The 18,926-nt window shown below is 71.4% G+C and carries 13 protein-coding genes and 3 tRNA genes; 6 read left to right on the top strand and 10 right to left on the bottom strand.

The window, feature by feature from the left end; genetic code table 11:
* Window positions 1-114: 114 nt before the first annotated feature.
* The 3 genes from KVT45_RS39555 to KVT45_RS39545 all read right to left on the bottom strand — a co-directional run bounded on the left by KVT45_RS39555 (window position 115) and on the right by KVT45_RS39545 (window position 520).
* A tRNA-Ile gene (locus KVT45_RS39555) sits at window positions 115-191 on the bottom strand.
* A gap of 178 nt (window positions 192-369) precedes the next feature.
* Window positions 370-442: transfer RNA gene (locus KVT45_RS39550), tRNA-Asn, on the bottom strand.
* A gap of 5 nt (window positions 443-447) precedes the next feature.
* Window positions 448-520 (bottom strand) — tRNA-Asn (locus KVT45_RS39545).
* A gap of 132 nt (window positions 521-652) precedes the next feature.
* Here KVT45_RS39545 and KVT45_RS39540 point away from each other — a divergent pair.
* The 4 genes from KVT45_RS39540 to KVT45_RS39525 all read left to right on the top strand — a co-directional run bounded on the left by KVT45_RS39540 (window position 653) and on the right by KVT45_RS39525 (window position 6,413).
* Window positions 653-958, top strand: a complete 306-nt coding sequence (locus tag KVT45_RS39540) for a YtxH domain-containing protein (protein ID WP_217554155.1) — start codon at window positions 653-655, stop codon at window positions 956-958.
* 175 nt (window positions 959-1,133) lie between these two features.
* Window positions 1,134-2,588 (top strand): FGGY family carbohydrate kinase, encoded by a 1,455-nt coding sequence (locus tag KVT45_RS39535; RefSeq protein ID WP_217554154.1) that lies wholly within the window; start codon window positions 1,134-1,136, stop codon window positions 2,586-2,588.
* 163 nt (window positions 2,589-2,751) lie between these two features.
* Complete coding sequence (locus tag KVT45_RS39530) at window positions 2,752-4,485, top strand: ABC transporter ATP-binding protein (RefSeq protein ID WP_217554153.1); 1,734 nt, start codon at window positions 2,752-2,754, stop codon at window positions 4,483-4,485.
* Window positions 4,485-6,413 carry an ABC transporter ATP-binding protein gene (locus tag KVT45_RS39525; RefSeq protein ID WP_217554152.1) on the top strand — a complete coding sequence of 643 codons (1,929 nt, stop codon included), beginning with the start codon at window positions 4,485-4,487 and terminating at the stop codon, window positions 6,411-6,413. Before KVT45_RS39530 ends, KVT45_RS39525 begins: the two co-directional genes overlap by 1 nt.
* Before the next feature lie 155 nt (window positions 6,414-6,568).
* Here KVT45_RS39525 and KVT45_RS39520 read toward each other — a convergent pair whose 3' ends face one another.
* From KVT45_RS39520 to KVT45_RS39500, 5 genes are all read right to left on the bottom strand, one after another.
* Window positions 6,569-7,870, bottom strand: a complete 1,302-nt coding sequence (locus KVT45_RS39520; RefSeq protein WP_217554151.1) for an RNA polymerase sigma factor — start codon at window positions 7,868-7,870, stop codon at window positions 6,569-6,571.
* A 104-nt stretch (window positions 7,871-7,974) separates the two neighbouring features.
* Window positions 7,975-9,888 (bottom strand): DNA primase, encoded by a 1,914-nt coding sequence (gene dnaG, locus KVT45_RS39515; RefSeq protein ID WP_217554150.1) that lies wholly within the window; start codon window positions 9,886-9,888, stop codon window positions 7,975-7,977.
* 125 nt (window positions 9,889-10,013) lie between these two features.
* Entirely contained in the window at window positions 10,014-11,279 is a 1,266-nt protein-coding gene (locus tag KVT45_RS39510; RefSeq protein ID WP_217554149.1) for an FAD-dependent oxidoreductase, read from the bottom strand.
* A 158-nt stretch (window positions 11,280-11,437) separates the two neighbouring features.
* The gene (locus KVT45_RS39505; RefSeq protein WP_217554148.1) at window positions 11,438-12,718 is read right to left on the bottom strand and encodes a deoxyguanosinetriphosphate triphosphohydrolase; all 1,281 of its coding nucleotides are present in this window, start codon (window positions 12,716-12,718) and stop codon (window positions 11,438-11,440) included.
* Between the two features lie 199 nt (window positions 12,719-12,917).
* A complete protein-coding gene (locus KVT45_RS39500; RefSeq protein WP_217554147.1) occupies window positions 12,918-13,652 on the bottom strand; it encodes a sirohydrochlorin chelatase in 735 nt (244 codons plus the stop codon).
* Between the two features lie 154 nt (window positions 13,653-13,806).
* Here KVT45_RS39500 and KVT45_RS39495 point away from each other — a divergent pair, with 154 nt between their 5' ends.
* Window positions 13,807-14,487, top strand: a complete 681-nt coding sequence (locus tag KVT45_RS39495) for a vancomycin high temperature exclusion protein (protein WP_217554146.1) — start codon at window positions 13,807-13,809, stop codon at window positions 14,485-14,487.
* Between the two features lie 146 nt (window positions 14,488-14,633).
* Here KVT45_RS39495 and KVT45_RS39490 read toward each other — a convergent pair whose 3' ends face one another.
* Complete coding sequence (locus tag KVT45_RS39490) at window positions 14,634-15,941, bottom strand: AMP-binding protein (protein ID WP_217554145.1); 1,308 nt, start codon at window positions 15,939-15,941, stop codon at window positions 14,634-14,636.
* 747 nt (window positions 15,942-16,688) lie between these two features.
* Window positions 16,689-17,123 (bottom strand): gamma-glutamylcyclotransferase family protein, encoded by a 435-nt coding sequence (locus KVT45_RS39485; RefSeq protein WP_308311006.1) that lies wholly within the window; start codon window positions 17,121-17,123, stop codon window positions 16,689-16,691.
* A 138-nt stretch (window positions 17,124-17,261) separates the two neighbouring features.
* On the opposite strand from KVT45_RS39485, the gene KVT45_RS39480 reads away from it, so the two are divergent.
* Entirely contained in the window at window positions 17,262-18,905 is a 1,644-nt protein-coding gene (locus tag KVT45_RS39480; protein WP_217554142.1) for a M4 family metallopeptidase, read from the top strand.
* Window positions 18,906-18,926: the final 21 nt, after the last annotated feature.

Below are 18,926 nucleotides of genomic sequence, written 5' to 3'. Positions count from 1 at the left end.
ACGGCGGTGCTGCCGGAGAGGTGCCGCTTGCGGATCTCGGCGGTCAGGGCGCCGATCTCCGTGTTGACGAAGTCCAGCGCCAGTTGAGGCGTCTCCGCAGGTCACAGGGGTACATGGTGGGGCGGGTGGGACTCGAACCCACGGCCGACGGATTATGAGTCCGCTGCTCTAACCGGCTGAGCTACCGCCCCATAGCGGCGTGTCGCGTACATGTGTGCGCGCCGTCTGCCGCAGCATAGCCGCTCATACGATCTCCTGCCTCGGCTGGTCGGCTTCTGCGGCCGTTCACGACCTTGAGGACATCGGCGCAGGCCCGGCGGTTCCCGCGGACATGAAAAAGGACCCCGCAAGGGGTCCTCGTTCAGCATGCTCCCCCGACTGGACTCGAACCAGTAACCTGCCGGTTAACAGCCGGCTGCTCTGCCAATTGAGCTACGGAGGACCGAGCTCCCCCGACTGGACTCGAACCAGTAACCTGCCGGTTAACAGCCGGCTGCTCTGCCAATTGAGCTACGGAGGAATGCCTCGTTGCATCGAACGTACCTACCTGGGTATTCGCCAGGGGGCGCTCGCTCGCTGCGACACATACATTAGCGCAAGCAGGGGGGTGCTCCGCCAATCGGTACTCCCCCACGTCGGAAGGGTGGCCGCCATGCGCTACAAGCTCACGTTCGTCGTCGGGCTCGCTCTCGGTTACGTGCTCGGCACACGGGCCGGACGAGAGCGCTACGAACAGCTGAAGAAGTCCGCCCGCCAGGTCGCCCAGAACCCGGCCGTCCGCAACACCGCCGAGACCGCCGCCCAGCAGGGCCGCGTCTACGCCGGCAAGGCCTTCCACACGGTCAGCGTGAAGGTCGGCGACCACATGCCCGACTCGGTGGCGGCCCGGGTCCGCTCCCTGCGCGAGCGCAACACCAACGGCGTAGCCGAGGACGACTGGGGCACCAGCAACACGTAGGCCCACTTTTCGACGCGCCCGGCTGCAACCCCCTAGGGGCGCGGGGCTGTGTCCGATATGCGGCTCCGCCGCGTGGGCGCGAACGGCCCCGACGGACCCGCACCCGAACCCCGGCCCTCACCCCAACGGCGCCCGTCGGCCGAACCACAGCGGCGCGTGCGGCAGAATTTCGGGTATGGGGATAGTCGCCGGGTTGGACAGCTCACCGGATTTCACTCGCATCGTGGTCTGCGACACGGACACGGGCGCGGTGCTCCGCCAGGGATATGCACCGCACCCGGTCGACACGCCGGACGGCGCCACGCGCCCGAGCGACGTCGACCCGCAGGCCTGGCTGCTCTCCCTCGGCGAGGCCGCCGGCGGCGGGCTCCTGGAGGGCGTGCAGGCCATCGGCGTGTCCGCGCAGCAGAACGCGCTGGTACCGCTGGACGCCCAGGGCAACACCGTCCGCCCCGCGATGGTCGGCGGCGACAAGCGCGCCCAGGTCGCGGCCGCCGATCTCATCGACGCGCTGGGCGGGCGGGAGGCCTGGGCACAGGCGGTGGGATGCGTGCCGCAGGCCGCGCAGCCCGTCACCAAGCTGCGCTGGCTGGCGAAGACCGAGCCGGAGAACGCCCGGCGGACCGCCGTACTGCTGCAGGCCCACGACTGGCTGGTGTGGCAGCTGCTCGGGCGGCCGGTCAGGCGGACGACCGACCGGGGCGGGGCCTCCGGGACCGGCTACTGGTCGGCCGCCGCCGGCGGCTACCGGCCCGACCTCGTCGAACTCGCCCTGGGGCACCAGACGATGCTGCCCGAGGTGATCGGCCCCTCCGACGCGGCCGGTACCACCCCGGAGGGGCTGCTGATCTCCGCGGGTACCGGCGAGACCATGGCCGCCGCCTTCGGGCTGGGGCTCGGGTTCGGGGACGCCGTGGTGTCGCTCGGCGCCTCGGGGTCGGTCATGGCCGTGCACACGGAGGCGCTCGCCGACACCTCCGGGATGATCACCTCGCTCGCCGACGCCACCGGCATGCACCTGCCGGTCGTCACCACGCTCAACGCGGTACGGGCCCTGCGCGGCACCGCCGAGCTGCTCGGGCTGCCCGATCTGGAGGCCCTCTCCGACCTGGCGATGAAGTCGACACCCGGGTCGCACGGGCTGGTCATGCTGCCGTATCTGGAGGGCGAGCGGACGCCGAACCTGCCGCACACCGCCGGGATGCTGGCCGGGCTGCGCCGGGAGTCGATGCGGGCCGAGCATCTCGCGCGGGCGTCCTTCGAGGGCATGCTGTGCGGCCTCGCCGACGCGCTGGACGTGCTGCGCGGCCGGGGCGTGGAGGTACGGCGGATCTTCCTGCTGGGGCAGGCCGCCGAGCTGCCGGCCGTGCAGGCGGCGGCGCCGATGCTGTTCGGCGCACAGGTCGTCGTACCCCAGCCGGCGGACTACGCGGCGATCGGGGCGGCCCGGCAGGCGGCCTGGGCGCTCGGGGTCTCACAGGGCACCCTGGACCCGCGTACCCCGCCCGTGTGGCAGGGCGCGGCGGCGCAGGTGCTGGAGCCCGGGGACGAGCTGGCGGTCGGGCAGGCGGTCCGGCAGCAGTTCATCTCGGTGCGGGAGCAGACCCATCCGGGGGCGTTCCGGTCGTAAACGCCACGAAGCGCACGCCTGTGTGCGCCCGCGTACGTCCGCTGTCGGGTTAATCGGTTGAGGTAACGCGGGTGGAGTGTCGGACGATAGGGGCCTAGGGCAAGCGACCCCGCCTTTCCGGGCCAGCGAACCCGCCCCCACCGCCGACTCCGAGAGACGTAGCGTGCTCATACGACTTCTGCGGACCTATCTCAGGCCCTACAGGAAACCCATCTCCATCCTGGTGCTGCTGCAGTTCCTGCAGACCTGCGCCACCCTCTACCTGCCCACGCTCAACGCACACATCATCGACAACGGCGTCGTGAAGGGTGACACGGATTACATCCTGTCCTTCGGTGCCCTGATGATCGGTATCTCGCTCGCCCAGGTGGTGTGCAACATCGGTGCCGTGTACTACGGCGCCAGGACCGCGTCGGCGCTCGGCCGTGATGTGCGTGCCGCCGTCTTCGACCGGGTGCAGTCCTTCTCGTCACGTGAGGTGGGTCACTTCGGGGCTCCCTCGCTCATCACCCGTACGACGAACGACGTACAGCAGGTCCAGATGCTGGTCCTGATGGCGTTCACGTTGATGGCGTCGGCGCCCATCATGTGTGTCGGCGGCATCGTGCTCGCCCTCGGCCTGGACGTTCCGCTGTCCGGGGTACTGGTCGCCGTGGTACCCGTGCTGGGCATCTCCGTGGCGCTGATCGTGCGCCGGCTGCGGCCGCTGTTCCGGGCCATGCAGGTGCGGCTCGACACGGTGAACCGGGTGCTGCGCGAGCAGATCACCGGCAACCGGGTGATCCGCGCGTTCGTGCGCGACGAGTACGAGCAGGGCCGGTTCGGGAAGGCCAACGGCGATCTGACCGAGATGCAGCTGGCCACCGGCAACATGCTCGCGCTGATGTTCCCGATCGTCATGACGACGGTGAACGTGTCCTCGATCGCGGTGGTGTGGTTCGGTGCCCATCGGATCGACAGCGGCCAGATGGCGATCGGCGATCTGACCGCCTTCCTCGCCTACCTCATGCAGATCGTGATGTCCGTGATGATGGCCACCTTCATGTTCATGATGGTGCCGCGCGCGGAGGTCTGCGCCGAGCGCATCGAGGAGGTCCTGGACACCGAGTCCAGTGTCGTCCCGCCGCTCGTGCCGGTCACCGAGCTGCGCCGGCACGGCCATCTGGAGATCCGGGCCGCGGGCTTCTGCTACCCGGGTGCCGAGGAGCCGGTCCTCAAGGCCGTCGACGTGGCGGCCCGGCCCGGCGAGGTGACCGCCGTGATCGGCTCCACCGGCAGCGGCAAGTCCACCCTGCTCGGCCTGGTGGCGCGCCTCTTCGACGCCACCGACGGCCAGGTCCTCGTGGACGGCGAGGACGTCTCCGGCCTCGACCCGAAGCTGCTCGCGAAGACCGTCGGCCTGGTCCCGCAGAAGCCGTACCTGTTCGCCGGGACCGTGGCGACCAACCTGCGCTACGGCAACCCGGACGCCACCGACGAGGAGCTGTGGCACGCGCTGGAGGTGGCGCAGGCCAAGGGCTTCGTCTCCAAGCTGGAGGGCGGGCTGAACGCGCCCATCGCCCAGGGCGGCACCAACGTCTCGGGCGGCCAGCGCCAGCGCCTCGCCATCGCCCGGACGCTCGTGCAGCGCCCGGAGATCTACCTCTTCGACGACTCCTTCTCCGCCCTCGACTACGCGACCGACGCGGCCCTGCGCGCCGCGCTGGCCGAGGAGACGGCCGAGGCGACCGTCGTCATCGTCGCCCAGCGGGTGGCGACCATCAGAGACGCCGACCGGATCGTCGTCCTCGACGAGGGACGCGTCGTCGGCACCGGCCGCCACCACGAACTCATGGCCGGCAACGAGACCTACCGGGAGATCGTGCTCTCCCAGCTCACGGAAGCGGAGGCTGCCTGATGGCCGGGCCCATGGGACGCATGATGGCCGGGGGCGGCCCCGACCAGCGCTCGATGGACTTCAAGAACTCGGGCAAACGGCTCCTCGCCCGGTTCAAACCCGAACAGTTCACGATCTACCTGCTGCTGGTCTGCGTGGTCGCGAGCGTCACCCTCAACGTGATCGGCCCCAAGATCCTCGGCAAGGCCACCGACCTGGTCTTCGCCGGTGTCATCGGCAAGCAGATGCACACCGGGGCCACCAAGGACCAGGTGCTGGCGGGCATGCGCGAGCGCGGCCAGGGCACCGTCGCCGACATGCTCAAGAGCACCGACTTCACCCCGGGCAAGGGCATCGACTTCGACCAGGTCGGCCATGTCCTGCTCTTCGCGCTCTGTACGTACCTGGCCGCCGGCCTCCTGATGGCGGTGGCGACCCGGATGGTCAACCGGTCCGTCAACCGCACGATGTACCGGCTGCGCGAGGACGTCCAGGCGAAGCTGTCCCGCCTGCCGCTGTCGTACTTCGACAAGCGGCAGCGCGGCGAGGTGCTCTCGCGCGCCACCAACGACATCGACAACATCGGCCAGACCCTCCAGCAGTCGATGGGCCAGCTCATCAACTCGCTGCTCACCATCATCGGCGTGCTCGCGGTGATGTTCTGGGTGTCCTGGATCCTCGCCCTGGTCGCCCTGGCCACCGTGCCGCTGTCGTTCCTGATCGCCACCCGCATCGGCAAGCGCTCGCAGCCGCACTTCGTGCAGCAGTGGCGCTCCACCGGCAAGCTGAACGCCCACGTCGAGGAGATGTACACCGGGCACACCCTGGTGAAGGTGTTCGGCCGGCAGGACGAGTCGGCGCAGCAGTTCGCCGAGCAGAACGACGCGCTGTACGAGGCCGGGTTCAAGGCGCAGTTCAACAGCGGTGTCATGCAGCCGCTGATGATGTTCGTGTCGAACCTGAACTACGTGCTGGTGGCGGTCGTCGGCGGTCTGCGGGTGGCTTCGGGCGCCCTGTCGATCGGTGACGTCCAGGCCTTCATCCAGTACTCCCGGCAGTTCTCGATGCCGCTGACCCAGGTCGCCTCCATGGCCAACCTGGTGCAGTCCGGGGTCGCCTCCGCCGAGCGGATCTTCGAACTCCTCGACGCGGAGGAGCAGACGGCCGACCCGGTCCCGGGCGAGCGTCCGGCGGAGCTGCGCGGGCGGGTGGCCCTGGAGCACGTGTCCTTCCGCTACGACCCGGAGAAGCCCCTCATCGAGGATCTCTCCCTCACGGTGGAACCGGGCCACACGGTGGCGATCGTCGGCCCGACCGGCGCCGGCAAGACGACGCTCGTGAACCTGCTGATGCGGTTCTACGACGTCTCCGGCGGCCGGATCACCCTCGACGGCGTCGACATCACCCGCATGTCCCGGGACGAACTCCGCGCCGGGATCGGCATGGTGCTCCAGGACACCTGGCTGTTCGGCGGCTCGATCGCGGAGAACATCGCGTACGGTGCCTCCCGCGAGGTCACCCGGGGCGAGATCGAGGAGGCGGCGCGGGCGGCCCACGCGGACCGGTTCGTCCGTACCCTCCCCGACGGCTACGACACGGTCATCGACGACGAGGGCACGGGCGTCAGCGCCGGTGAGAAGCAGCTCATCACCATCGCGCGGGCGTTCCTGTCCGACCCGACGATCCTCGTCCTCGACGAGGCGACGTCGTCCGTGGACACCCGTACCGAGGTGCTGATCCAGAAGGCGATGGCCAAACTGGCGGACGGCCGGACGTCGTTCGTCATCGCCCACCGTCTGTCGACGATCCGCGACGCCGACACCATCCTGGTGATGGAGAACGGGTCGATCGTGGAGCAGGGCGCGCACGCGGAGCTGCTGGCGGCGGACGGGGCGTACGCGCGGCTGTACAAGGCGCAGTTCGCGCAGGCGGTGGCCGAGGTGGACTGAGCGGGTGCGGTACGGGTGGGGACGCTTACCGGCGCTTGCAGGGTGCCGCTGCGCCCACCCGTGCCGCCCTGCGGCACGCCTGCCCGCAGCTAGGACGTGCCCCGTAAGGGGCGCGGGGAACTGCGCGAGCAACCCCCACCGACCCGCACCCGGCGTCAGTCCAGATAACCCCTCAGCTGGTCCGCAAAGGCATGATCCCGCAGCTTGTTGAGCGTCTTGGACTCGATCTGCCGGATCCGCTCCCGCGTCACACCGAAGATCCGCCCTATCTCCTCCAGCGTCCGAGGGCGCCCGTCGGCCAGCCCGTACCGCAGCTGGACGACCTTCCGCTCCCGCTCCCCGAGCGTGGACAGCACCGCCTCCAGGTGCTCCCGCAGCAGCAGGAACGCCGCCGATTCGACCGGGCTCGCCGCATCGCCGTCCTCGATGAGATCGCCGAGCGCGACGTCGTCCTCCTCGCCCACCGGGGCGTGCAGGGACACCGGCTCCTGCGCCAGCCGCAGCACCTCACCCACCCGCTCCGGCGGCAGATCCAGATGCGCGGCGACCTCGTCGGGCGTCGGCTCGTAGCCCCGCTCCTGGAGCATCCGGCGCTGGACGCGGACGACCCGGTTGATCAGCTCCACCACGTGCACGGGGACCCGGATGGTGCGGGCCTGGTCGGCCAGGGCGCGGGACATGGCCTGGCGGATCCACCAGGTGGCGTACGTCGAGAACTTGTAGCCGCGGGCGTAGTCGAACTTCTCGACGGCGCGGATCAGGCCGAGGTTGCCCTCCTGGACCAGGTCGAGCATGGTCAGGCCACGGCCGACGTACCGCTTCGCGACCGACACCACCAGCCGCAGGTTCGCCTCGATGAGGCGGCGCTTGGCCATGCGGCCCATGACGACCAGCCGGTCCAGGTCCAGCGCCAGCTCGCTGTCGAGGTCGGAGGCGCCGGCCAGCTTCTCCTCGGCGAACAGGCCGGCCTCGACGCGGCGGGCGAGTTCGACCTCCTCGGCGGCGGTGAGCAGCTGGATACGGCCGATCTCGCGCAGGTACTGGCGGAACAGGTCCGAGGATGGGCCGGCGGTGTCGGCGCGGGCGGTGGCGCGCGACTCGGCGGGCTCGGGCTCGGACTCCGCGTCGGGGGTCTCGGCCGCGAGCTCCTCCGCGGGTGGGCCCTCCGGCTCGGTCTCGGGGTGCAGCACGGCCCGGCTCTGCGGCGGTACGCCGGGACAGCCGCCGCTGTCGGCTTCCGGCTCGTCCGTGAGCGTGCTGCTGCCGTCTGTCTGGGTCAGGGTCTGGGTCTGCACGGGGGCGACCTCCAGGATGATCGCTGCCAGGGAGTACGGCAGCGGTACTTCGGGAGCGGAGACGACGGCCTCGCCGCTGTCCGTCCCGTACGCGATGAGTGGAACGGCGGGGGTGTGGGACCCGTCCGGGACGGGCCGGCCGCGCTCCGAGGACTCAGGCACCGCACCCCAGTGTGGGGTAAGACACATCGCCGCCACGAGGGGCGTGCGGTGACTTTTTGCGTCCGGTCCGTGACCGCGCGGTTATCCTGCCGGCCGACCGGGGCTCAGAGAGCGGCCGGGCCCTGCTCGCGCAGTGCCTGTCCGTACTGCTGGAGCACCCACAACTCGTTCTGCACGGAGGTGAGTTGGGCCGGGTCGCCGCCGCTGCCGAGGCGGGTCAGGGTGATCTGGATCTCGTGGATACGGCGGTCGACGGCCCGGCGGCGGACGGTCACGAGTTGTTCGCCCGCGTAGTTCTCGTCGACCGTGCGGCGCATGATCGCCTCGACGGCGAGTTCGGTGACCATCGCGCGGACCACGTCGTCGGCGGCCGCCTCACGGACCCGGACCAGGTACTCCTGCGGATCCTGCACGCCGTACGCGGCGCCGCCCGCCTCCATGATGGTCTGGCGTACGGCCGCGTAGGGCTCGGCGGTGAACTCGTCGATGCCGTACGCGTCGAAGGCCGGGGAGACCAGCTCGGGGCGCTGCAGGGCGAGCTTCAGCAGCTCGCGCTCGGTGGCGAAGACGGCGTTGCGGAGGTTGAGGGCGGGGCCGGAGACGGCGGGGCGGGCCGCACCGGTGTCGTACGACGACTGCTGCGCGCCGCGGGCCGGGCCGGCCCCCCTGCCGTTGCCGCCCTTCTCGCGGGCCCAACGGGCCAGCTGGGCCACTCTCTTCACCACGAACTGGGTGTCGAGGATGCCGAGCATGCCGGCCAGCTGGACGGCGACCTCGTGCTGGGCACCGCTGTTCTTGATCCGGGCGACGATCGGCGCCGCCTCGTCCAGCGCGGCCGCGCGGCCCGCCGGGGTGTCCAGGTCGTAGCGGGCCACGATCTGGCGGAGCGCGAACTCGAAGAGCGGGGTACGGGGTTCGACCAGGTCGGCGACCGCCTCGTCGCCCTTGGCCAGGCGCAGCTCGCAGGGGTCCATGCCGTCGGGGGCGATGGCGATGTACGTCTCGGCGGCGAACTTCTGGTCGTCCTCGAAGGCGCGCAGGGCCGCCTTCTGCCCGGCCGCGTCGCCGTCGAAGGTGAAGATCACGCGGGCCGATCCGTTGTCCATCAGCAGGCGCCGCAGGATCTTGATGTGCTCGCCGCCGAACGCCGTACCGCAGGTTGCGATCGCGGTCGTCACCCCGGCCAGGTGGCAGGCCATGACGTCGGTGTACCCCTCGACCACGACCGCGCGGCTGGCCTTCGCGATGTGCTGCTTGGCGAGGTCGATGCCGTACAGGACCTGGGACTTCTTGTAGATCGCGGTGTCGGGCGTGTTGAGGTACTTGGGCCCGTTGTCCGCCTCGTACAGCTTGCGGGCGCCGAAGCCGACGACCTCGCCGCCGATGTCCCGGATCGGCCACATCAGGCGGCCCCGGAAGCGGTCGATGGGCCCGCGCCTGCCCTCCTGCGAGAGCCCGGACAGCAGCAGCTCCTTGTCGGTGAAGCCCTGGCCGCGCAGATAGCGGGTGAGGTGGTCCCAGCCCTGCGGGCTGTAGCCGACGCCGAAGTGGACGGCGGCGGCCTGGTCGAAGCCGCGCTCGGCGAGGAAGAGGCGGCCGGTCTCGGCCTCGGGGCTGGTGGCGAGCTGCTCCGCGTACCAGACGGCGGCGGTCTTGTGCGCCTCGACCAGCCGGATCCGCTCCCCGCGCTGGTGGGACGGGTTGTACCCGCCCTCCTCGTAGCGCAGGGTGATGCCGGCCTGGGCGGCCAGCCGCTCGACCGCCTCCGAGAAGGAGAGGTGGTCCACCTTCATCACGAAGGTGAGGGTGTCGCCGCCCTCCTGGCAGCCGAAGCAGTGGAAGAGTCCCTTGCTCGGGCTGACCTGGAAGGACGGCGACTTCTCGTCGTGGAACGGGCACAGTCCCTTGAGGTTCCCGCCGCCCGCGTTGCGCAGCTGGAGGTACTCGGACACGACGGCGTCGATCGGGACCGCGTCCCGTACCGCCTTCACATCCTCGTCATTGATCCGTCCAGCCACGGATGAATTCTACGGGGGTCCGGTGACAACTCCGGCGAGCTGAAGCGCCCCTTCAGGGGCGCGGGGAACTGCGCGACCAGCCCCGTGCGGCCCGCACCCGCCCGACGACGAACAGCGGCACCCCCTCAGGCGCCCAGGCTGTCCAACGGCACATGCGGATCCGCCAGCGCTTCGGTGTCCACCACGGCCCGCGAAGTGATCAGCTTCTGGATCGGCTCTGTGACATCCCACACGTTCACGTTCATCCCGGCCAGCACCCGCCCCTCCTTCACCCAGAACGCGATGAACTCCCGCTTGCCCGCGTCCCCGCGGATCACCACCTGGTCGTACGACCCCGGCGGCGCCCACCCGCTGTACTCCATGCCCAGGTCGTACTGGTCGGTGAAGAAGTAGGGCACCCGGTCGTACGTGACGTCCTGCCCCAGCATCGAGCGCGCCGCCGCCGGGCCGCCGTTCAGCGCGTTGGCCCAGTGCTCCACGCGGAGCGTCGTGTCGAACAGCGCGTGCGGGAAGGCGGCCACGTCGCCGGCCGCGTAGATGTCCGGGTCGGAGGTCCGCAGCCGTTCGTCGACGACGATGCCCCCGCCGTGCGCCCGGTCGGCGAGCTCCAGCCCCGCCGCCTCGGCCAGCCCGACCCGCGGCGCCGCACCGATCGCCGCGAGGACGTCGTGCGCCGGGTGCTCCTCGCCGTCGTCGGTGCGCGCGGCGAGCACCATGCCGTCCTGGCCGACGATCTCGGTGAGCCGCACCCCGAAGCGGAACCGGACCCCGTGCTCCTCGTGCAGCTGGGCGAAGACGTTGCCCAGTTCGGGCCCGAGCACGCTGTGCAGCGGGGTCTGCCCGTGCTCGATGACGGTGACCTCGGCGCCGTACGTCCGGGCCGCCGCCGCGACCTCCAGGCCGATCCAGCCGGCGCCCGCGATGACGATGTGCCCGTTGTCCCGGCCGAGCGCGGCGAGGACGCCCTTGAGGCGCTCGGCGTGCGCGAGGCGGCGCAGGTGGTGGACGCCGGCCAGGTCGGTGCCGGGGATGTCGAGGCGGCGGGGCTCCGCTCCCGTGGCGAGCAGCAGCTTGTCGTAGCGAACGAGCGTGCCGTCGTCACCGAACCGGACGGTCTTCGCGGCGCGGTCGATGCGGTCCACGGTCTGGCCGAGGTGCAGTTCGATGTCGTGCTGCGCGTACCAGGCGGGCTCGTGCACGAAGACGCTGTCGCGTTCCGCCTTGCCGAGCAGGTATCCCTTGGAGAGCGGCGGCCGCTCGTAAGGGTGGTCGCGTTCGTCGCAGATCAGTATCACCCGGCCGCTGAAGCCCTCGGCTCGGAGCGTCTCGGCCGCCTTCGCGCCGGCGAGTCCGCCTCCGACGATGACGAAAGTCTGGTCCGCGTCGACCACTTGATGCCTCCTCGTAAGGGTGCCGCCACATATGCCGCCCACATGCGCCGCACTGTGAGCCTCCCGCACGCAGCGTGATGCGGGAAGAGGGAGTGACCCCCGCTGACGCGATCATGACCCGATCAGGCCACAGAAGGTCGCGGAGAGTCACAAACTGTTCACATACGTCCCGTCAGTCGCACATGCAGCGACCGCGCGGAGGTGTCGGTGAGCGACGCGATCTGATCGACGATCACCCGCTTGCGGGCGTGGTCGTCGCCGGCCGCGTCGAACAGCGCCCGGAACTGCGGGTCGAGTCCGTCCGGCGCGCGGGCGGTGAGCGCCTCGGCGAGTTCGGCGACGACGACCCGCTGGTCGGCACGGAGCCGCTCCTGTTCGGCGCGCTGCATGACGTACCGGTGGGCGATGGCTTTGAGTACCGCGCACTCCATTCTGGCCTCGTGCGGTACGACGAGTTCCGCGCTGTACCGGGTGAGCCGCCCGCCGCCGTACGCCTCGCGGGTGGCGCCCTCCGCGGCCAGGCAGAACCGGCCGATGAGCTGGCTGGTGGTGTCCTTGAGGCGGGCCTGGGCGACCGCGGTGCCGTCGTAGCCGTGCGGCCACCACTCCTCGTCCTGGAGCCGGTCGAGGGCGGCGGCGAGTTCGGCGGGGTCGGTGCCGGCGGGCACGTACAGGCCCACGGCGACGGCGAACACCGCCTGCCGTTCCGGCTCCGCGTGCAGGCAGTTGGGGTCGATGTGACCGGCGTGCAGGCCGTCCTCGACGTCGTGCACGGAGTAGGCGACGTCGTCCGACCAGTCCATGACCTGGGCCTCGAAGCAGGTGCGGGTGCCGGGGGCCTCCTTGCGGACCCAGTCGAAGACCGGCCGGTCGTCCTCGTACACACCGAACTTGGGGGACGCCGGGTCGGTGGGGTGCGCGCCGCGCGGCCACGGGTACTTGGTGGCGGCGTCCAGGGCGGCGCGGGTGAGGTTGAGGCCGACGGAGCCCTCGGGGGTGAACCGCTTGGGTTCGATGCGGGTGAGGAGCCGCAGGGACTGGGCGTTGCCCTCGAAGCCGCCGCAGTCGTCCGCGAACTCGTTCAGCGCGTGTTCGCCGTTGTGGCCGAAGGGCGGGTGGCCGAGGTCGTGGGAGAGGCAGGCGGCCTCCACGAGGTCGGGGTCGCAGCCGAGGGCGGCGCCCAGTTCCCGGCCGACCTGGGCGCATTCGAGGGAGTGGGTGAGGCGGGTGCGGGGGCTGGCGTCCCATGCCTGGGTGGGGGTGCCGGGGGTGACGACCTGGGTCTTGCCGGCGAGCCTTCTGAGGGCGGCGGAGTGGAGGATGCGGGCGCGGTCGCGCTGGAAGGCGGTGCGGCCGGGGCGTTTGTCGGGTTCGGGGGCCCAGCGGTCGACTGACGTCGGGTCGTAGGCCGAAGAAGGCGCGGGTGCGGGGACTGCCATGGTTCGACAGTACGGGTTGGTGGTGACAAAACGGGGGTTGTGGGGTGCCTACTCGTCTGCCGGGTTGGGGTGCGTTTGCGGCCGCGGATGCGTTGTGGGTGATCGCGCCCCTTTTAGGTCGGCCCAGTGGACCCACCTTCTTGGGGGCGCGGGGAACTGCGCGACAAGCCCCCACGCACCCGCAGCGATCCACGCACCCCTAGGCGGCTACGGTCACCGGCGTTCCCAGTGCCCGTTCGTATCGGTAGAGGATCAGCTCGGCCATCGCGTCGTGGGCTCCCAGGGGGGCCGACGCGATCCCCGAGGCCTGTGCCGCGCACTCCGTCGCGAAGCGGCCCGGGGCCGTGAAGTAGGAGGCAATGGCGATGTGACGGCGGCCCTTCGCCCGCAGGGTGGTGATCGCCTCCTGGACCGTCGGCGCTGCCGCGGAGGCGTAGGCCGGGAGGACCGGGACGCCCAGGCGGGCGGCGAGGAGGTCGGCCATGCGGCCGGTGTCGACCCTGGCGTCGGGGTCGCGGGAGCCGGCCGCCGCCAGGACCACGGCGCTCGCGGGGCGGCGGCGCCAGCCGGCCTCCAGCAGGCGGGCGTGCAGGGTGTCGGCCAGGAGGGGGTGCGGGCCCAGCGGGGCGGCGATACGCGTCCGGGCGGTGGCGGCGGCCGCCATCTCCGGGATGTCCTGCTTGACGTGGTAGCCGCGGCCGAGGAGGAGCGGGACGAGGACGGCCTCGGTGTCCCCGAGGGCGGCGAGGGTGTCCGGGAGCAGCGGCTCGTTCAGCTCGATGTGACCGAGGTGCACGGACAGGTCGGGGCGCAGCGCGCGCACCCGGTCCATGAGCGCCCGCACGGTGCTGAGCGCGCGCGGGTCGCGGCTGCCGTGGGCCACCAGGACCAGGGCGGGCGGGCCGGGGCGCGGGGAGAGGTCGGTCACCGTCATGCGAGGATCCTCGCCGGGCGAGGTTGCACGCCCGTTGCCTGACCGTCACGAGTCTTTTCCGGCGCTTCACGGTACGAACCCGCACGCTGTGAGCGAACCGGAACGTCCCGCGCTGCGTCCTCCATGGTCGAAGCCCACAGGGGGGAACAAGCGTATGAAGATCCGCCGACCGCGGCTGCCGCGGACCCGGGCCGGCCGGCGGCGCCTGGTGCAGGGCGTGATGGCCGGATGCGTGCTGGCGCTGCTGCCGGCCACCTGGCTGTACGTCTCGACGGCCGGCCGGCTGCGCACGGTGGCGGACGTGCCGCGCACCGACGTCGCGGTCGTCTTCGGCGCGGGCCTGTGGGACGGGGAGCCGTCGCCGTACCTCGCGAACCGGCTGAACGCGGCGGCGACGCTGTACAAGGAGGGCCGCATCAAGGTGGTCCTCGTCACCGGCGACAACAGCCGCAAGGACTACGACGAGCCGGACGCCATGCGCACCTACCTGACCGGGCACGGCGTCCCCGCCAAGCGCATCGTCAGCGACTACGCCGGCTTCGACACCTGGGACTCCTGCGTCCGCGCGAAGAAGATCTTCGGCGTGGACCGGGCCGTGCTGATCAGCCAGGGGTTCCACATCCGGCGGGCGGTGGCGCTGTGCGAGGCGGCCGGGGTGACGTCGTACGGGATCGGGGTCGACGCCAAGCACGACGCCACCTGGTACTACGGCGGGACGCGGGAGGTCTTCGCGGCGGGGAAGGCGGCCCTGGACGCGATCTTCGAGCCGAACCCCCAGTTCCTGGGGAAGAAGGAACCAGGGGTCGCCCACGCCCTGGCGGCGGCGCCGCGCTAAGCGGGTCCGTCGAAGTCCGCTGCCGTTTGGCAGCGCCCCGTAAGGGGCGCGGGGAACTGCGCGACCAGCCACGACGGCGCCGCAGACGGCAGACGGCAGATCGCGGCACTTCCAGCGGAACGCTCAGGAGCGCCGCGCCGTCGTCCTCATCGGGTGGCCGTCACCGTGCCCGCCGTGCGTTCCCCGGCGAGCCGCAGCAGTGCCCGTGTGTCGGGCACCCCGGGCCGCTCGGCGGCGCGGCCCAGGTGTTCGAGGCCGCCGTCGGGGGTCCAGCGGCCGAGGCCGCGGGTGCGGAACATGGTGCGGCCCTCGCCGAGGAACGGGTCGGGGGCGAAGCGCTCGGCGTTCAGGGCGTCGTCTCCGAGGTAACCGGCCGAGACGCAGTCGCCGCCCGCCCACACCTCGCCGGCCTCGCCCATGGGCAGCGGGCGGCGGTCGGCACCGAGGACGTACACCGTGCTGTTGGGGGTGGGACGGCCGGTGGCCGGGCGTCCGGCGACCGGGTTGTGGCGGCCCGTGGTGGTGACGACGGTCGTCTCGGCCGACCCGCGGCAGTGGAAGAAGGCGGCCCGGCCCGACCAGCGGTCGGCGAGCGGGCGCGGGCAGGGTCCCCCGGCGACGGCGACCGTGCGGACGCGCGGGCAGCCGTCGGGGTCGATGCCGGACAGCAGGGCCGGGGTGGCGATCAGGACGGTCGCGGTGCGGGCCGCGGCGTCGGTGTCCTTGCCGCCGATGGCCAGGGTGGCGCCGTGGGTGAGGCAGCCGAGGATCTCCCAGGCGGCCAGGTCGGAGGCGATGCCGAGGAGTTGGGCGACCCGGTCGCCGGGGCGGATGCCCAGCCCGCCGGGTTCGGTGAGCAGCAGGTTGGCGATGTTGCGGTGGGTGAGCTTGACGCCGTGGCGGCGGCCGGTGGCGCCGGGGACGAAGAGGACGCAGCAGCCGTCGTCGGGGTGCGGCGGCACCAGCGGCACGGGCCCGGGATCGTACGGCGCCGGGTCGTCGAGGGCGATCAGCCGGTGGCCGCCGGGGAGGGGGACGCGCGGGGCGTGTTCCTTCTGGGTGAGGATCACCCGGGTGCGGGCGGTGCGGATGACGTGGGCGAGCTGGGCCGGGGGTGTGCGGCCGATGTCCTGGGGGACGTAGGCGGCGCCCGCCTTGAGGACGGCGAGCAGGCCGACCAGCATCGGGATGGAGCGGCGGGCGAACAGGCCGACGTGGTCGCCGGGGCGGACGCCCTCGCGGACCAGGCGCGCGGCGAGGGCACCGGCGTAGCGGTCGAGTTCGCCGTAGGTGAGGGTCGCGCCGTGGTGTTCGGCGGCGACGGCGTGGGGGTGGACGATCGCATGCCGTTCGACGGCACGGTGGACGAGCGGTTCGTGGACGGGTACGTCGGCGCCGCGGCCGTACTGCCAGAAGAGGTGCTGGTCGCGGGGGGTGAGGTGACGCAGAGGCATGGCTCGGAGACCTCCTGGCTGGCTCTTTCGAGTGGGGGAGGCCGAGTCCGGGTGCGGCGGGGGCCCGGTCAGGGCGGTGTGTCGAGCGGCGTGCGGGGTCTGACGGGGTCCTGCGGGGGTGTTGACGGGGTCCTGCGGAGGTGTTGACAGGGTTCTTCTGCGAGGTTCTGCGGTCCTGCGGGGCGGCGGTGGCAGACGACGACTGTAGTCGGGCCCCTTGAAGTCTCAAACGGGGCGGGACCGGCCAACGGGGGTGGGGAATGAGCCACCCGCGGGGGCGCTGTGCCACAGGGGCCGCGGCAGACCGGCCGTTGGGGGCGGAGGCGGGCCGACGTTCGCGGAGGCGGGCCGACGTGGGCGGACGTGGGCGGACGTGTGTCGGCGCGGCCCGGGACGGGGTCCCGTGCCGGCCCGGCGTGGGGCTCGTGCCGACCCGGTTTCGGCACGGATCGGCCACGCGTGGGCCCCGTATCGGGGGGCGCCGGTCCGGCATCGGTTCTCACGATGGCTGGGATACGGCTGGGAGTTGGCCGTTTCGGCCGCGCAACAAGGGCCGGTCACGGGACGTAACACACCCGCAGCACGCTGGGTGACGTGGAGACCGCCTCGACGCCCACCCACACCCGTACCGCGCCCCGCGGTGCGGGATGGTCCTGTCGCCCCTGCCCACTGGGGGGCGTCGAGGTCTCCGGCACGTACGGCGGGCCGTGAGCCGGTGAGGCCCCGGCCCCGCCCCGCCTCCGTCGGTCAGCGGTGGGCCAGCCAGTCGCCGCCGTCGATGCGCCGGCCGTCGGCGCGCAGTTTCCCGGCCACCACGGGCCCGGCGACGTACACCCAGGCCCGGACCGCGGCCCCGTCCCGCAGCCGTACGACGTCCCGCGCGACGCGTACGTACAGGCTCGCCGGGTCCTCGGGCACACACTCCTCCAACTCGTCGAGTTCCAGGAGGAGTCGGTCGTACGACTCGGGGCGCGCGGTGACGAGTTCGCCGAGCACGGCGGCCGGCCCGGGCTCCTCGACGACGTAGGGATAGCCGGGCCCGTCGTAGAGCAGCGCGCCGTCGAGGCGGCCGGGTTCCTCGGTCCGGGTCCGTCCCCGCAGGAACGCGTCGTGGTTGATCTCGCCGGGGCGGAGCGTGCCGTAGACGAAGAACGGGAGGTGGTGGGGGTTGCGGGTGGTCACAGGAAGGATTCTGCACCCCCTCCACCTCCACACACATCTCCATGAAGGCGCTATGGACATGACATGTCATGGCCTCTTAAATCTCAGTCGTCATCAGCGCCACCCCCACGCCTTCGAGGCGCATCTCCAAGGAGACCGATGAGCCGGACCCGGAACACCCGAGTTTCCCGTCTCGCCACCGCCGGCGTCGCCGCCACCACCGCGACCCTGCTGGCCGCCGCGCTCTCCCCCGCCGCCCACGCCGACGCCAGGCCGACCCGGGCCACCGCGATCCAGAACGCGGCGCAGGCGCTCGTCCAGCACGCCACCGCCCTGGGCCTCACGTCCACCGAGAGCACCTCGGTCCGCGACGTGATCGTGGACAAGAACGGTACCCAGCACGTCCGTTACGACCGCACCTACCGCGAACTCCCGGTCCTGGGCGGCGACTTCGTCGTCCACCTCAAGGCGGACGGCGCGTACCGCAGCGCCGACCGGGCGACGCGGAGCAAGATATCCCTCGCCTCGATCGTCCCGAACGTCTCCGCCCCGAAGGCCGCCGACCTCGCGGTGAACGCGCTGCGGGCGGCGAACCTCGGCGACGCGCTGAAGCAGGTGCAGGCCAGGCCGCAGCTGGTCGTCGACGCCCTGCACGGCACCCCGAAGCTGGCCTGGCGCACCAACGCCGTCGGCAAGGACTCGCTCGGCAACCCGGTCGCCCGCACGGTGCTGACGGACGCCCGCACCGGCGCCCAGATCGACGCCTGGGACAGCATCGAGACGGCGACCGGCGACGGCAAGTCGCTGTACAGCGGCACGGTCCCGCTGGAGACGACGCTCTCCGGGTCGTCGTACAACCTCACGGACCCGACGCGCGGGAACACGTACACGGGTGACGCGGCGAACAAGACGGACCTGTGCATCTTCGGCATCTGCATCAGCCGGGCGCCGTCGACGGTGTTCACGGACGCCGACAACCACTGGGGCACGGGGGCGACGGCCGACCGCTCCTCGGCGGCCGTCGACGCCCAGTACGGCACCAACGAGACCTGGGACTACTACAAGAACGTCCAAGGCCGCAACGGCATCGCGGGCGACGGCAAGGGCTCGTACAACCGCGTCCACTACGGCAACAGCTACAACAACGCCTTCTGGGACGACAGTTGCTTCTGCATGACATACGGCGACGGTGACGGGACGACCTTCGGCCCGCTGGTGGCCCTCGACGTGGCCGGCCACGAGATGACGCACGGGGTCACCTCCAAGACGGCCGCGCTGACGTACTCGGGCGAGTCCGGCGGCCTCAACGAGGCGACCTCCGACATCCTCGGCACGCTGGTGGAGTGGTACGCGAACAACCCCTCCGATCCCGGCGACTACCTGATCGGCGAGAAGATCGTCCGCTCCGGCTTCGGCAAGGCGGCGCTGCGGTTCATGGACCAGCCGTCGAAGGACGGGAGTTCGGCGGACTACTGGAGTTCGTCGGTGGGCAATCTGGACGTCCACTACTCCTCCGGCGTCGCGAACCACTTCGCCTACCTGCTCGCTGAAGGCAGCGGCGCGAAGACCATCAACGGCGTGAGCTACAACTCCCCGACGTACAACGGCTCGACGGTCACCGGCATCGGCCGCGACAAGCTGGGCGCGATCTGGTACCGCGCGCTGACGGTCTACATGACGTCCTCGACGAACTACGCGGGCGCCCGGACGGCGACCCTCAACGCGGCGAAGGACCTGTACGGCAACGGCAGCACGGAGTACAACGCGGTGGCGGCGGCGTGGAGCGCGGTGAACGTGAACTGAGCGGCGTGGCTTCGGACTCGT

Source organism: Streptomyces sp. GbtcB6 (genome assembly GCF_019091475.1).
Lineage (GTDB): Bacteria > Actinomycetota > Actinomycetes > Streptomycetales > Streptomycetaceae > Streptomyces > Streptomyces hyaluromycini.
Note: the sequence above shows the minus strand (reverse complement) of the source record. Positions and strands in the feature narration are given on the sequence as shown.